This window comes from Enterovibrio gelatinilyticus (assembly GCF_028683095.1).
Lineage (GTDB): Bacteria > Pseudomonadota > Gammaproteobacteria > Enterobacterales > Vibrionaceae > Enterovibrio > Enterovibrio gelatinilyticus.
In genome coordinates this window covers 219,693-234,803 of sequence record NZ_JAJUBC010000003.1, presented here as the reverse complement: position 1 = coordinate 234,803, position 15,111 = coordinate 219,693, and the positions used below count along the sequence as shown (strand labels likewise).

Annotated in this window: 14 protein-coding genes; 12 read left to right on the top strand and 2 right to left on the bottom strand. The window is 40.2% G+C overall.

What is annotated here, in order from left to right:
* The first annotated feature begins 265 nt into the window (after positions 1–265).
* From LRP50_RS04175 to LRP50_RS04165, 3 genes are all read left to right on the top strand, one after another.
* Positions 266–2,338: a hypothetical protein gene (locus tag LRP50_RS04175; RefSeq protein ID WP_274163231.1), complete on the top strand. Its 2,073-nt coding sequence runs from the start codon at positions 266–268 to the stop codon at positions 2,336–2,338.
* A 241-nt stretch (positions 2,339–2,579) separates the two neighbouring features.
* Positions 2,580–3,161, top strand: coding sequence for an NAD(P)H-dependent oxidoreductase (locus LRP50_RS04170; protein ID WP_274163230.1), 582 nt, complete (start codon positions 2,580–2,582; stop codon positions 3,159–3,161).
* A gap of 339 nt (positions 3,162–3,500) precedes the next feature.
* Positions 3,501–4,319, top strand: coding sequence for an alpha/beta hydrolase (locus LRP50_RS04165; protein WP_337992899.1), 819 nt, complete (start codon positions 3,501–3,503; stop codon positions 4,317–4,319).
* Positions 4,320–4,430: 111 nt separating this feature from the next.
* Here LRP50_RS04165 and LRP50_RS04160 read toward each other — a convergent pair whose 3' ends face one another.
* Positions 4,431–5,435: an alpha/beta hydrolase gene (locus LRP50_RS04160; RefSeq protein WP_274163229.1), complete on the bottom strand. Its 1,005-nt coding sequence runs from the start codon at positions 5,433–5,435 to the stop codon at positions 4,431–4,433.
* 211 nt (positions 5,436–5,646) lie between these two features.
* On the opposite strand from LRP50_RS04160, the gene LRP50_RS04155 reads away from it, so the two are divergent.
* Entirely contained in the window at positions 5,647–6,150 is a 504-nt protein-coding gene (locus LRP50_RS04155) for a hypothetical protein (protein WP_274163228.1), read from the top strand.
* A 97-nt stretch (positions 6,151–6,247) separates the two neighbouring features.
* Here the strand turns inward: LRP50_RS04155 and LRP50_RS04150 are convergent, their stop codons facing one another.
* On the bottom strand, positions 6,248–7,036 hold the full coding sequence (locus tag LRP50_RS04150) for a phytanoyl-CoA dioxygenase family protein (protein ID WP_274163227.1): 789 nt from the start codon (positions 7,034–7,036) through the stop codon (positions 6,248–6,250).
* A gap of 568 nt (positions 7,037–7,604) precedes the next feature.
* Between LRP50_RS04150 and LRP50_RS04145 the strand changes: the two genes are divergently transcribed.
* From LRP50_RS04145 to LRP50_RS04110, 8 genes are read left to right on the top strand one after another with little or no spacing between them, the layout of a single operon-like run.
* The gene (locus LRP50_RS04145; RefSeq protein ID WP_274163226.1) at positions 7,605–8,693 is read left to right on the top strand and encodes a phosphoribosyltransferase domain-containing protein; all 1,089 of its coding nucleotides are present in this window, start codon (positions 7,605–7,607) and stop codon (positions 8,691–8,693) included.
* On the top strand, positions 8,690–9,451 hold the full coding sequence (locus tag LRP50_RS04140) for an HAD family hydrolase (protein WP_274163225.1): 762 nt from the start codon (positions 8,690–8,692) through the stop codon (positions 9,449–9,451). The genes LRP50_RS04145 and LRP50_RS04140 overlap by 4 nt, the downstream gene beginning before the upstream one ends.
* On the top strand, positions 9,448–10,551 hold the full coding sequence (locus LRP50_RS04135; RefSeq protein ID WP_274163224.1) for a cysteine protease StiP family protein: 1,104 nt from the start codon (positions 9,448–9,450) through the stop codon (positions 10,549–10,551). The genes LRP50_RS04140 and LRP50_RS04135 overlap by 4 nt, the downstream gene beginning before the upstream one ends.
* A 9-nt stretch (positions 10,552–10,560) precedes the next feature.
* The gene (locus tag LRP50_RS04130; protein WP_274163223.1) at positions 10,561–11,427 is read left to right on the top strand and encodes an HpcH/HpaI aldolase/citrate lyase family protein; all 867 of its coding nucleotides are present in this window, start codon (positions 10,561–10,563) and stop codon (positions 11,425–11,427) included.
* 51 nt (positions 11,428–11,478) lie between these two features.
* A complete protein-coding gene (locus LRP50_RS04125) occupies positions 11,479–12,588 on the top strand; it encodes a toxic anion resistance protein (RefSeq protein WP_274163222.1) in 1,110 nt (369 codons plus the stop codon).
* The gene (locus tag LRP50_RS04120; RefSeq protein ID WP_274163221.1) at positions 12,589–13,815 is read left to right on the top strand and encodes a toxic anion resistance protein; all 1,227 of its coding nucleotides are present in this window, start codon (positions 12,589–12,591) and stop codon (positions 13,813–13,815) included.
* On the top strand, positions 13,815–14,381 hold the full coding sequence (locus tag LRP50_RS04115; protein ID WP_274163220.1) for a TerD family protein: 567 nt from the start codon (positions 13,815–13,817) through the stop codon (positions 14,379–14,381). The genes LRP50_RS04120 and LRP50_RS04115 overlap by 1 nt, the downstream gene beginning before the upstream one ends.
* A gap of 11 nt (positions 14,382–14,392) precedes the next feature.
* Positions 14,393–14,968, top strand: a complete 576-nt coding sequence (locus LRP50_RS04110) for a TerD family protein (protein ID WP_274163219.1) — start codon at positions 14,393–14,395, stop codon at positions 14,966–14,968.
* Positions 14,969–15,111: the final 143 nt, after the last annotated feature.

The window sequence follows — 15,111 nt, the reverse complement described above, 5'->3', positions numbered from 1 at the left end:
ACATTTCTATCTGAGTGTAAGGTTTCTCATTATTGTCACATTTTCATTGGTGAGTGTTCTTTATAATGCCGTGGCCGTAGTTGGCACGAAATTCAAAATGGTGTCAGTGCATAAATTTGTCTTTGTGGGGTGGGTGATTTTAAACGGCTTTGAGATCGCTAGTTAATTTACTCCATGATGTGATTTAATTATTTAAATATAATAAAAAAATAAATGTTAATGTCAGAGGTTATGGGTAATGAGATGTTTAGTGTGTGTCTTTTACTTGGCTATTGCTGGTAGTGCGAGTGCTGAAATTGTTGGTGGTGATGGCTTCATTAGTAGAGTGGATGAGATTGAAGTTAATCAAACTGCAATCGGATCTCGTATGCAATTGCTACGAGTTGAAGAAATAACATTTTCCGATGCTACGATATGTGGAGACCAAACGATAGCGGTTAACAATGATTCTTTAGAAATAGAGAATGTTGATGATTATCATTCTGCTATTAGAAATGTTTGGTATGATGCTGCAGAAGGTGGATATTTTCTTGTAACGACTAATGGGTGTGAAAGTAAAGGCACCGAAATGATTACTAGTATATCACTATGTAGTCTGGATATTTGTGACGAAAAATACGTCATTAAATCTGATAAAGTGTGGCTGGATAGCGACTACCTAAAAGTGCGTAAGCTACAAGCGTCAATGTATATGGAAAAGACCTTACCATATGACGAATCATCAAAAAGCTATAAGGTGAAGGGCGTATATATTGAAAGTGATTCGGTTGCATTCGAATCTTCAATACTAGATGAGAGTCAATTAGGGCTTTCATTTTATGGGGCTTATACAGGGTATTACCCTAACGGCGAGTTTAAAGAAAAGTATACCTATGATGTGGATGGGCGTAAGCAGGGTAAAGGGGAGGAGTTCCATGAGAATGGCAAGATTAAAAGATCAGCCTCCTTTAATGATGACCAACTGCATGGTGAAGTGTTCTCCTATCATGGTAATGGTCAAATTCAAAGCAAGTTATTGTATGAATTGGGTGAGTTAAAAGATGGAAAATATACTCACTATAGTGAAGATGGTAGTGTCTTTACTTCTTACGAAAAGCGCAATGGAAGTTATGTGGGTACACAAAAGTACTTCTACTCCAATGGGGTATTGGCAAATGAAAAAGTGTATGAAAACGGAGAGATTGTACTCAATGTAAGCTTTGATAAATCTGGAGCCAAATCATCTGAAAGTACAGTTGATGGCGCACTGACTACTGTAAATTTTTACAAAGCATCTGGATTTTTAAGGCAAAGAGAAATTTTCAAGAATACTGGAAATAGCGAGGTTATGATACTTAGGGAGTCTTGGTATGATAATGGGAATAAAAAGTATGTGGCAAATTACAACGAAAACCTTCGTATGCATGGAGAGCAAAAGGAATGGTATGAGAACGGTAAATTGAGTTCGATTTATGGCTATTCATCCGGAGAGAAAATATCAAGTAAAGAATGGTCTAAGAATGGCTTTCTTATAGAGGAGTCTTATTTTAAAGGTTATAAAGAAGACAAGAATCATAAGAAGTGGGATGCAAATACTGGCCGACTGATCTATGAAGTTGAATATGATAATGGCATGGTGATAAGTGCTGAGAAAACGTACGACGGTGAAACTGGTAGCCTGATCAAAGAGCAGTATCCATCTGATGATGGAAGCTTTCCAAGATATAATTTCTTCAACGGTGAGCCGCCAATTAAGTACTACGAGAATGGAGAGTTGGTGAAAATTGTATGTGGCTATTCGACATCAATTGAAAATCCTGTCGTCGTTTTCCAAAGCGCAGAAAATGAAGATGTTGACTCTCAACTCATGTTGGCGGATTTTTATCGAGGGTGCGGTGAAGGACAGCGCTCAATTAGTTGGTACGAAAGAGCTGCAAAGAATAACAACTTGGAAGCAGCAAGATCATTAGTTTATATCTACAAGTATGGAGAAGAGCACTATCAGCAAAAACCCGATGCAAATATGGCTCTAAAGTATGTTTTACAGTCCGCAGAACTAGATGAGGATGGTTTTAACTTATATATTGCAGGGGTTGAGTATCTTCCTGATGACTTTGTGAAAGAAATCCTTCCTAGTTATGATTCTTACACAAAAGTAGATACTGATTTTGTTACCGCAAAAGAGAATCTTATTGCTTCGTCTGAAAAAGGCTTCACCTCTGCGAAGTATGTTTTGGGCTTGATGTTTCAACATGGTGTAGGTGTTGATAAATCAAAGGCAAGTGCATTAAGTTACTTTGAAGACATTCGAAGTGATGACGAGAAGTTAGCTGATCGCCTAATATCAGGTATCAATTAATCATTTGTGAGGTGAGTTTAACTCACCTCAATCTTTGGCCATGATGGCTCTCTTTGAGAGAGGTATCATGACGAAAAACGTTCCAATCCAGCATTTTGCACTTCTTTTCTCTCATTCATCACAAAATGTGTTGAGAGAGAGATGTAATCCTCCTGTCGTTTGAATGCCACATGCCAATGTGGCAGATTCCTATCTAGGGTAACTCACTCTGGCTCATCGTTATTACTCAAGGAGCAACATCATGAAATGCTTGGTCGTTGTGTCACATCCCGTCGAGGAAAGTCTGTGTCAGTATTTGAGTGCACAGACTGTCGAGCACCTTAAAAACAAAGGCTACGACGTTAACGTGATTGATCTGTATCAGCGTGGATTTGAGCCCTCTTTAACCTCAGCAGAGCGAAGTAGCTACTATGCATCTGAATATGATAAAAGCCGTGTCGATGACGATATAGCGTTGCTTCTTGAGGCTCAATGTTTGGTGTTGATATTCCCTACATGGTGGTTTGGATTTCCTGCCATTCTGAAAGGGTGGATAGATCGGGTCTGGGCACCTGGCTATGCGTATGATCATGATAAAGATCTTGGTGCGCTGAAACCACGCCTCCACAATCTGAAAGAGGTAAAGGTGATAACAACGCTTGGCTCTCCTTGGTGGGTTGATACCTTTGTGATGTGGAAGCCAGTAAAAAGGGTGCTTAAAATCGCAATATTGGGTGCTTGTGTCCCAAAATGTGATTTTAAATATTTATCACTCTATGAAAGCGAGAAGGTGACAAAGGCACAAGTTGAGTTATTTGTTGAGAAGATCAAAGCAAAATTCTGAGCACTGAGTGCAACACACGGCCTGCTTTTACCGCCAAAGTTGAGAGCATTTTCGTTGATTTTCTAGGTGCTATAATGCGGAGTGTTTGAGAATACGATCGCATTGTCGCCTACGGGTTTAGACATTGATTGCAATACAAAAAACCGAGGGATAAAACTTTCTTTTGTGACCGTTACGTTAACGATTCAGGAGAATGTATATGCAAAAGTTATTAGCTCTATATTTGATAATATTAGGTGTATTTGTTTGCAGTACGAGTTATGCAAATCAGTCTCGAACGCAATATTTGAAGATTGATGCGCCTACGTTAAAAAACAGTAAACTGCAACTGAACAATTTATCTACATCTATCTACCCTCTAGCTATTTCACCTCAGATAAAAAATACCCCGTTGTTTACTATTTGCATGGCTTCCAAGCTGGCCCTTTTGAAGCGCGTTCAATTTCCGGAAGAACATTAGATCGCTATTCCGAACAAAACAATATTCAGGAAATGATCATTGTGGGCATCAATGGTGCCAATCAATTTGGGGGAAGTTTTTATACCAACTCACCCGTTACGGGAAATTGGGAAGATTTTGTCACATCAGATGTTGTTAGCTATCTCGACAATAATTATAGAACGCTTCCTGTTCCCGAAAAAAGAGGGATTGTCGGTTTCTCTATGGGTGGTTTTGCGGCGATCAACATTGCTTTTCGTCATCCCGATAAGTTTAAGCATGTTTTCACATTAAGCCCCGGTTTGTTTGATGAAAATGGCCTAGAAAAAGCAATCAAACAATGGAATGAACTAGAGTGGGGACCAGTTCTTGACGCATATGGGGCGGCTTTTGCTCCAAATCCTCAGGCGCTTGACGATAACCTTTGGCATGAGTGGGATCCAACTAATCCCTCTGTCGTTGAAATGTGGGAGTCGGGTTACGGCAATGTTGAAAGCAAAGTAGACGCGTATCTCAAGCAAGAGGAGAAGTTGTCTTCAATCTATGTTGAGTACGGTAGCGAAGATCAGTTCACATGGATTCCGGAAGGAAGTCAGTTTCTTGTTGAAACGCTAAGGGCAAAAGGAATTGAAGTTGGAGAGCATGACCATGGTAGTGGACATGTCGTCACTTTTGTTCAGGCCGAACACATCATCGACTTTTTCGGCAATGCGTTTTAATTATCAAAGACAATGAAAGAGAGATGTTTGTTACTCATTTCTCTTTCATTTGTCGGCCCTACGATTTAGGTTGTCTGGATAATTTCAGGCTTCTCCATTCTTCATACTCAATTAATTAAATTTGCTATCAATAAACCGAAGCCCTCGAACCGTTTGCTCGCCGACTTTATCGATATGACCACCTTCAAAAATATGGCTAGATACAGGAACACCTAAGGCAGTAAACGTCGCTATCATTGCTTTGAAGTTCTCTAGAATCGGTTCGCCAACAGACTCGCCCTCGTCAGTGCCGATTTCGGTGTAGATGGGCAATGTTTCTTTACGTTGGCTATTGAGGAATTGCGCTCTGTCTCTTGCTGTGGCTGACAGGTTGAATTGCTCAAGCGCTAACATGGCTTCGTTTATGTTTCGAGTGATGTAAGTAGGAGGGTTATCGCTATCTGGTGCGATAACACGAAGAATGGTGAGGTAGGCATGAATAAACCATTCACATTCTTCACCTTTGGCAAATAAATCGAATTGATGTCTGAAGAAATCAGCATGCTCTTGATAGCCATGATCTCGCATCATCATCCCGCCCGGGCTTAATGCTGCACATGCCTGATACAGATCTGGGCGCATCATGATTGTATTGAGTGCGCCAAATCCTCCCATGGAATGTCCGCAAATGGCGCGTTTTCCTTTTATCGCTCGGTAGCGGTTTTCTGTTATATCGATTACCTCTTGCGTCAGGTAGTCAAAGAAATTGCCTGAAATCGGAGAGTTAAGGTACCACGATCCCAATATCGAAGATGTGCCATCCACAGCGACAATGATCATCTCTCCCATTTCTCCCGCTCCTACCAAGCGGTTCATGGTCTGCTCAATGCCGGGATTATTTGCGCTAGGGGCAAACCAAGCTTCAGGATTGCTATCCATGCCATGAAGCAGATAGACGATAGGATATTCACGCTGCGGGCTGTCTGCATATGACTGCGGGAGGTAGACGATGATATTACGTAACACGTTTTCGTTTGAAGTATTACCGACTAGCGTTACGGCTTCAAAGGAGAATCGTTCCACAACACCTTGATACGTGTTTTCGCGTTTTTGCTTAAGGGTGGAGTCGCTGGTCATTGTCTCGGTCTTAATGAGGAAATTACCTCATTTGAGCACAGCGCCTGCAGATATCGAGCATTAGATAATATTGATGCGACTCAGGTAGCACCGAGTTGAATGTTTGTGTCTACGCCATTATGAATAAACATAACCATGGGTGTTTCGTTTACTTTGTGTTCAGAAAGCACAGGTAGTCTGAAGGTAGACAAAATAATGAAAGGAAATGCTAATGATCAATTCACTGGGAGCCGTTGCAGCGGGAACGATGTTGTTTGCTGGAGCAACAACAGAATGGATAAATACGGAAAGTACCTCTGTGTTTAGCTCGAAGGTGGCATATGAGGCGATATCTCCATCCTCCTATCCTTCGCGTCTTTCGAATTTTCAGGCAGATACCGAAAGCTGGATTGGCCTGTCATGCAAGGGGGAGAGCACGCGTGTGTATTTTGGTTTAACCAATATGCCAAAAATGTTAAAGCATAATGATCCCTTGATCGCGAAGGTAAGATTTAACGATGAAGTTAGAGATATCTCTATTCGTCAGCCTTCAAGCCAACTCTATTTGAACCCGACAGCGAGCGACCAGGCTTATCTGTTGGAAGGCATTCAATCTTCCGATACCTTGTCTCTTGAACTTACTTGGTCAAATATCGGCAGTGTTCAGTTTGACTATAGTTTGGATGGTGCAAAATCATCGATATCGACGATGAAAGCGCAGTGTAAAGAGGCGTAAAAACATGATGCTGAGGAAGGGCGGCTATCTCAATATATGAGGTTGTTAGCGGTCAAAAAATCCCCTTTCGGGGATTTTTCGCTTGTTCTCGAAGTCTCTAAGCACACGCTAATGATTTTAGGTTCATCGAGTTGATGAACAATCTTGGGTCGGCAAGCTTGTTCAGCATAGCGGGGGTAGGTAGACAGTCATCATCAATGTAATCGATATAATCTGCCGCTGAATCAAAAATCAAGATATCCCACGCTAAACGATCTAGCCCGTATAGGCCGCGATGGATCATATCGGCGGAGAAGACCAACAGATCACCCGCAGCCAGTGGAATTTTGATCCCGCCCGAGATCTCGTCATTGCTTACCTTACCGTTTTCTTCTTGGCGAACATTGTGTTCTTCTTCGTTGTCCCAACGTTTGTGTGTACCGGGAATGATCTCCATGCCGGGTTCGTCAAACAGTGGTACCCGCAGGTGCGTGACTTGAGTGTCCTTTATGATTCGTTTTTGGTCTTCAAGGTCATAGTCATACTGACAGTCGCGGTGCCAGAAGTCTTTTTGTTCCGGATTCACTGGGTTGAAGAACAATTGCGTGTTCATGAATACAGGGTTTTCCGGTATAACCGCATTGACCACATTCATGATTTTCTTGGAACTGATGAACTCAAAAAGTTGGGCTCTGTCTTCATCGGGCAGATATTCACTGCCAGTGATCAACGATGAATTGAACGCTTCTTCTCGATAAAATCTTCTGTTGTCGTCTTTCCACAGTTCGTGGAATTTGAGAATGACTTTTCTTAGTGAAGCAATTTGAGCTTCATCGAAATAATTTCTGAGAACAAAGTAACCGTGTTCGTTGTAACGGTTACTTAATTGTTGGCTGTTTTCTGACACTGACTACCTTCACACGTACTTTGCCGTAACTGACCACGGCGATCTTGGGCGCATGATGCCAGAGAGCCGTGGTTCTACCAAGTGAAATGCAGCACGTGGTGGCATATTACGGCTAGAGTATGTGTTGCACCTCCAGCTCATAATAGAGTCAGATATGCTGGGCAACTTTTTGCCAATCGAGCAACTTATTGCCTAGTGTCGAGTAATTATTTGCTACGCGTATCGAATTAAGTATCTAACTTACTGTTTTTATAGAAATCATTTATTGGCATTTCTTTTGCTTTTTTTCTGGCGAAATAGGTACAGTTAATACCTATGGGATTTTCGTGATTACAAGGCAAAAGCTCATGGCTCCCTCCGGTTTTTTCTGAATTGAAAATATTGATTTGAATCGCACCGATTAGATGATTTTGACTCGCGAAATTAATATTTTGCGTCTCAACAAGCACAACTGTTGAGTTGTGTTAAAGCAGCAATCAATGTGGTGTTATTTTCTTATGTAAAACAAAGCTGCGCTGTCTAGTTTCTTTGATGGTGTTGGTTATTAACTCAGTTTGCGAGAATAGAAGTGCAAAGGAATCAACACACAATAAGTAATGGAAAACTAGATATTGTTGTAAAATGCTCTCAATATCCTATTGATGAGCTTCTCTCGTTTGCTTCTCGTGAGAACCCTAAAAGAGGCTATCTGTTTGTCTCAAAAGTACTAGGGAAGCACTGGGCGGTAAAACCAAGCAGGATGAGAAAAACATACGATTCATTGTCGACACTTATTGGCAGTGATGTGTCTACATTTGTGGTTGGTATGTCGGAAACTGCCACTGGATTAGGTGCTGGTGTTGCGGATAGTCTAGCAAGAAGTCAAACCAATGATGTGTATTATCAACATACTACACGGCATCAGCTAAACGACACAGTTTGGTTGAAAGTGGAAGAATCGCATAGTCATGCCACGAGTCACCTTTTATATCAGCCGGAAAAGTCATTACTCGATAAGGTAAAACAGTGCCAAAGACTATTGCTTGTTGATGATGAAATTTCAACGGGTAAAACGCTGAAAAGACTTGGCGACGCACTTTTAGACAAGGGCTGCTGCATTGAAGAAGTCGTGATTGTATCTTTAGTAAATTGGCTGGATGTTGAACATAAAGAGCAATTCACCGAATGGCCTGTCAACGTAAGATTTGTTTCCTTACTGGAAGGAAGCTTTGCTTTCGAAGAAAGACCCAATTTGGACTTATCACTTCCAAGGAATACCGATAAAGATTTTTCGTTAATGAACTCTCGAAGAGATCTTGGAAGACTACCCATCAAAATGCCATATGCGGGAGAGATACCTTCATTAAACGTTGAGGGCCCAATAACCATCATTGGAGATGGTGAGCATTTGTATTTCCCATTCTTAGTTGCAGAGAAAGCGGAAAGTGATGGTAGGGATGTTGTTTTTCAATCTACTTCACGATCTCCCATCATGCTTGGCGACGCAATAAAGTCAAAATTATCGTTTAGAGTTGATCATAGAGAAGTAGAGCACTATATCTACAACCTTGAGAGTGAAGGGCGAACATCCTTACATTTTATTGAAGATGAACGTCTCAGGCAACAGCATCAACTTGCTCGTCACTATCCTGTAAGCCAATATTGTGAAAGTGAATGATGAATATTGTTGTATTTACAGATCTTGATGATTGTTTTCTTTCTACAAAAAGAAAGTTCCATAAGGACACGCCACTCACTACAGCTGCCTTTGATGCAAATGGGAACCCGCGCTCTTTCGCTTCCAATAAGCAATTGCAGATGCTGAATATATTGAGTGCGTCAGGTGCTGAGATTATCCCTGTTACAGGTAGAAGCCATGATGTGTTTAATCGAGTCTCCTTAGATATACTGAGTAAATCTTGGAAAGTTGTGTCCCACGGAGCATATATTTTAGATGCGAATGGAAATGCAGATAAGCATTGGTTGGAGCATCAGTCTGCATGTTACGACCTTGATGGTACGGCATTAGAGATAAAACACCTTAATGACGTTATATCTACATTGATATACGAATCATCATTTCCAGCCAGAAGTTATATTGTTTCTGAAGAGGGTATTCTCTGTTATCTATGCGTTAAATGTGAGGAGGATACGAACTATAGTGAGATATTTAGTCATATAATTAAGCTTGTATCATCGAGTGCGGTTGACTTCAGGCTTCATGTCAACGGGAGAAATCTCGCACTTCTACCGCCATATACGGATAAGGCCGCCGCTGTGAAGTTTATCAAAGAGCGCTATTTTGATGAAGAGAGCCTCTTTATTAGTGTTGGTGATAGCCTTACTGATCTTCCTTTTATGCAAACCGCAGACTTTTCAATATCTCCAACAAACAGCCAAATTTTCGACTATTTTGCTGGAGAGAAATTGATATGAAGACCTTACCAATTGTTGGGAGTTACCAAAGAGAAGATTGTCAGTTTCTTCTAGAGCTGGTTGAAGCAAAGTATCTGTCTATTGAGGAAAAAGAGAAAGCTATTCAGTCAGGCACTGTCCACTATTCGGATGTTCTCAATAAAGAGGCAGCCCCATCAGAGGACTATCAGGCTTTGTTTTACCAATTTGTAGAGGACTACAAATATAAGTTTTCAAAGCATGTAATGGAGTTAGCCTCAACGCTGGATAAAAATCGTCGCGGTGACATAACGTTGCTTTCTTTGGCGAGAGCAGGTACGCCTATTGGCGTTTTATTAAAAAGAGCGCTTGAGGAGCATTATAATAGGAAGGTTCAACACTTCAGTGTAAGTATCATTCGGGACCGAGGTCTGGATCTAAACGCACTGGATTATTTAGTCGAAGACCTAAACGTTAACCAAGAGTCTATTGCATTTATTGATGGTTGGACAGCTAAAGGCGTGATTACTCGTGAACTGTATCAGTCTATAAACACCTACAATGCGGAAAATAATACTCGAATACCTAATGAATTGTACGTGATATCTGATTGTGGAGGGTGGGCTGACTACTCAGCAACAGCTGAAGACTATCCCATTCCATCATCCATGCTTAATTCTACCGTATCAGGACTGATATCCAGAAGCATATGGCAGCCGCGTGAATCCAATAAGTTTCATGGGTGTTCAAAATATAAAGAGCTTAGCGAAGTTGATTGCTCTAACTGGTTTGTCGATCAGATTTCATCATTATTTCCATATGTCAAAATTAAAGAGGTCGGGGAAATATTTCAACCGACAAGTCAACAGCTGCGTTCTTCCCAGCAATCGTCAATGAAGCGTTTCATTGATGACATCATGTGCCGATATGGAATTAGTGATGTCAATCACATAAAACCTGGTGTCGCAGAGGCGACGAGAGTGATGCTTCGGCGAGTGCCTGAACTGCTTATCATACGCTCTATGAAAAGTGAAAAAGTCCAACATTTGATCACTCTTGCGAAAGAAAAAAATGTGAATATATCTGTAGAGACTTCATTATTATTTGAAGCTTGCGCTCTCATTAAGCAGTTGAAGAAGTAAGAAATAACGATGAAAAAAATAAACTATTTTTCGCTCGGAGCTACGTTGTATACCCCTTGTACACATGCTCGACTGAGTGAAATTATGCAACATGGGCTAGGCTCGAAAAGCATGGTGTTTTGTACTGAGGACGCGGTAGCTGAATATGATTTGCAAGAAAGTCTGGCTAATCTTAGACTTGCGCTGTCGAATACTGATGATGTGAGTTTTTATAGATTTGTTAGGCCGCGAAACTCAGATATTTTTTCCGAGATTTTGAGCTTTGAGGGTATAGACAAAATAGAAGGATTTGTTCTTCCGAAGTATGACCTCAAAACTGCTGATGATTATCACCAAGTCATTACTTCTCACCCTGGTGTGATGGTCATGCCAACCCTAGAGTCCAGTGATATACTGGATCCTTCAAATTTGTCAAAGATTAGAAAGAAACTCGATAAAATAAAGGAGAATGTCATTTGCCTAAGGATAGGCGGTAATGATTTATTTAACCTGCTTGGTTTAAAGCGTATGCAGTATCAAACGATTTATGAATCCCCGCTTCGTGCTGTTATTGAACAAATTGTCATTGCTTTTAGGCCTTATGGATACGAGATTTCGGCACCAGTTTTTGACTTCATTAATGACATCGAAACACTAAAATCTGAGCTTTATATGGATTTGAATTTTGGTTTGTTTTGCAAAACGGCAATCCATCCGCGCCAGGTCGAAATTATCGAGAGTTTTTACCAAGAATATTCGTCTGTGTATATTAAACAGGCTGAATCAATATTGTCTGAGCAATCATCCGCTGTTTATCAATTGAATGGACAGATGATGGAGAAATCCTGTCATTTTAATTGGGCTCAGCGCACCAAAAATTTGGCCAGCTCATTTTGAGTCTAATTATCTGAAATATTTATTGCTAGAGAACGTTGGCAGAACTTAATAATGATAAAAAAATTTCATACTGAAAATGATAGTCGCACGCAGCCTACTCCTTCTGAATTGGATGAATCTTCAACTCGAGACCAGAGCACAGCTAAAGTGAAACGATTTTGTGATGTGGCCCCAACAAAGGATATGGGGACAGTCCAAAAAAATGACGAAGCCAAAGAATCGATTTCTAAACGTTCTCCTTCCGTCATATTTAGCAATCGAGTTAAGTCAATACAAAGTGATGTTCTTAGTGCAACAGATGATTTCCAACGACAGGTTGATGAAATCTGTGCAAGAGACTTCATCGAACTTACTTTGAAAAATAAAGACTACTTACTTGTTCAAAATGTATACAGCCAAATTAACTTCAGTGATGCTGCATATCAAATTGAGTATGGAAATGATATTTCAAAAGGGTTTCAAACCATTCAAGGGCATCTATCTGACTATGCAAAAATAGGTAAGGTTGATCGCATTTTAGAGCTTGGGACAGTGATAATAGATTTAGCGAAAAGCATCGATATTAACATATTTAATCCCAATAAAATCGGTACTAAAATATCCAATATGTTTGGGAGTCGACACCAGAAAACAACTAAGATAAAGCATGATTTCGACCATGCTAGCGATTTGATAGATGCTCGGGTTAACCGCGTATTTGATAATCTTAGTGAAGCAAGGAAGTTGCTAAGGGATTTTGATGCTTGGTCTAACCAACTCCGCTCACTCCATCAAGATCTACAAATAAATTTGATAGCCTTGAAGCTAAGAATTAATGATGTTGAAGTTGGCAGTAGTCAAGAACACGTTGATATGAATGGGCTTCCTGATAGTTTTCAAAGTAATAACGGTGTGTTTTTGGAAAGGTGGCATAGAAAAGTGAACACCTTGTTAGCCTTGAATCAATCAATATTGTTGACTTTCCCTCAGATAGACCTCTATCGATCAAACTTGCTCTCCAGTTTCGAGCGACTCGAAGAAATTAAAGTCAATGTTATCCAAGTATGGAAGCAACAGTTTTTAACTGTTATTGCTGTCGATGAATCGAACGATGCCATCATGTATTACGAACTAAGTGACATACAAAATCAGCTGGTTAGAAATATTCAGGAGTTAAAGTAAATGACATTCAAGCCAAAGACGTTCACACCAAAAAGCGCTGTTCAGCCTCAGGTTGTAACGAGTACACCTGTCACCATCGATGCCGATTCATCGCTAGTAGTAGATACGTCTCTTACTTCTTCTGATTTACCCTCTATAGATAGTCGTGCGCAATTGGCCGTCGAAAACTATAAACAAGAGATCTCTGAAGCTAAACTTGACAGCGATACGATTTGTAGAGACATAGTGAGTCAGCTGAATAAAATAGATGTTTATTCTTCGGACAACATTTCTGACTTGGGTCAGTCTTCTGCTGTAAAAATTAATGAATATTCTGACTCCATGCTTTCACATGTCAGAACCAATGATCTGGAGGACATGGGTAATAACCTGAACCAAGTCATTGGGCTAGCGAAAAATGTAGATGTCTCGGCGCTGATTGGCAAAAAAGGGATGTTTGGCAAAATCGTTTCAAAAATTCGAAATACTAAAGAATCTATCCTGGCTCAATTTAACTCCGTCACCACGCAACTCGACCGTGTTGTAAATGAAATAAACGCTCAACAGTCAAAATTGAAAGAACGCTCTTCTCAACTTGACACTGTATATAACCACAATGTTGATCAATTTCGATCTCTGACACTGTCCATTGTGTACGGTGAAGCCCGTTCAATGTTAATGCAAGACAAAATTGAGAGTTTAGCCAAAAATCAACAAGAGGCATCTTCTGCTCTTCTTGCGCAAGAGTTGAGTGATTTACAAACCACAAAAGGTCGGTTAGAAAAGCGAGTTCATGACTTAAAATCTTTACAGTTATTGTCTTTGCAAACTGCGCCAATGATTCGAATGGTACAGAATAACAATCTAACACTTGTTGAGAAATTCGATAATATCAAGATGTTGACGATCCCGTCATGGAAAAAGCAATTTACACTTGCTATTTCGTTGTTGGAGCAAAAGAAATCAGTAGAATTGGCAAATAAAATTGATGATGCTACCAATGATCTCATTAAAAAGAATGCAGATCTTCTTAAGCAAAACACACTTCAAACCGCCCAAGCGAATCAACGCTCTACGATTGATATTGAAACGTTAGAACACGTTCAAAATACATTGATTACGACACTTGAAGATGTTGTATCCATTGAACAGGAAGGTGCTCGTAACCGTCTTGAAGCGGATGCAAAAATGGTCAACATGAAGAGTGAGCTCACTAATTTTCTGAAACAAGGACGAGGTAATAACTAATGGCAATTAATTTGGAAAAAGGAAATACAATCAATCTAAATAAATCCGAGCCCACGTTAAAAAACTTACGTTTGGGATTAGGTTGGGATCTTATTGCCAATGATCCACCTGTAGATATTGATTGCAGTGTGTTCATTTGTAAACACGATGCTCAACAACAGCCAAAGCTTATTTCAGATCAGCACTTTGTTTTTTATAACAACCTCCAATGCCCTGAAGGTGCCATTGTTCATTTGGGAGACAATCGCACAGGTGCTGGTGATGGTGATGATGAAACGATCAAGATAGACCTTTCTAAGGTTAATCCAAGTGCAACTGAGTTGTCAGTGTTTGTCACAATGCATAATGACAGTCGTGGTTTCTCACATGTGCAAACGAGCTATATCCGTTTATACAACGAAGCGAGTGGTAACCTCATCGCTGAATATAAACTGGGTAAAGAATTCTCTAACGAAACTTCCGTACAGGTTGGATCACTAGTTAAAAATGGCAATGAATGGACATTTCACGCAGTAGGTGCAGGCTATCAACTGGGTCTTGGTGATATCGTTGCAGGTTACCAATAAGGAGATATAAGGTGTCTATTAATCTTTCAAAAAACTCAACTATATCATTGACTAAAGAAGTCCCTTCGCTTTCTCAAATTACTGTAGGCCTCGGTTGGGATGTTGCCAAACCGAAAGGCTTCTTTGGTTCGATTTTTGGTTCTGGTTCAATTGATCTCGACGCATCATGTATTCTTATGGACGAGAATCAAAAAGTGATTGATGAAGTTTGGTTCAGCAAACTTAAATCATCATGTAAAGGGGTTCATCACCAAGGGGACAATCGAACTGGCGAAGGCGATGGTGATGATGAGCAAATTCGAATTTCTTTATCGAAGCTTAATAAATCAGTGAAGTATATCGCGATCACTGTAAATAGCTTTACGGGTCAATCTTTCGAGAAAGTAGACAATTCATTTTGTCGCATTATTGACCAGTCTTCTAAAGAAGTTTGTCGATTTACGCTTTCAGAACAAGGTAATCATACCGGTATATTTATCGGTTTGCTCAGTTTGAAAAACAAGGAATGGAGTTTTAGCTCTAAAGGAATACCAATGAGCGGCAAGACAGTTAAAGATATGGCTAATCTTTTGCCTGCACATATCTAACGATTCATTCTTATGACGATTAAGCGCAGTGTATGTCGCTGCGCAATCGCTAAAGATAAGAATCAATTCTCTAGCACTAGAGATGTTTGACCCTCAAGACTAAATACCGTTTAGCTTGGGGGTTGAACAACACATTTCTTGGT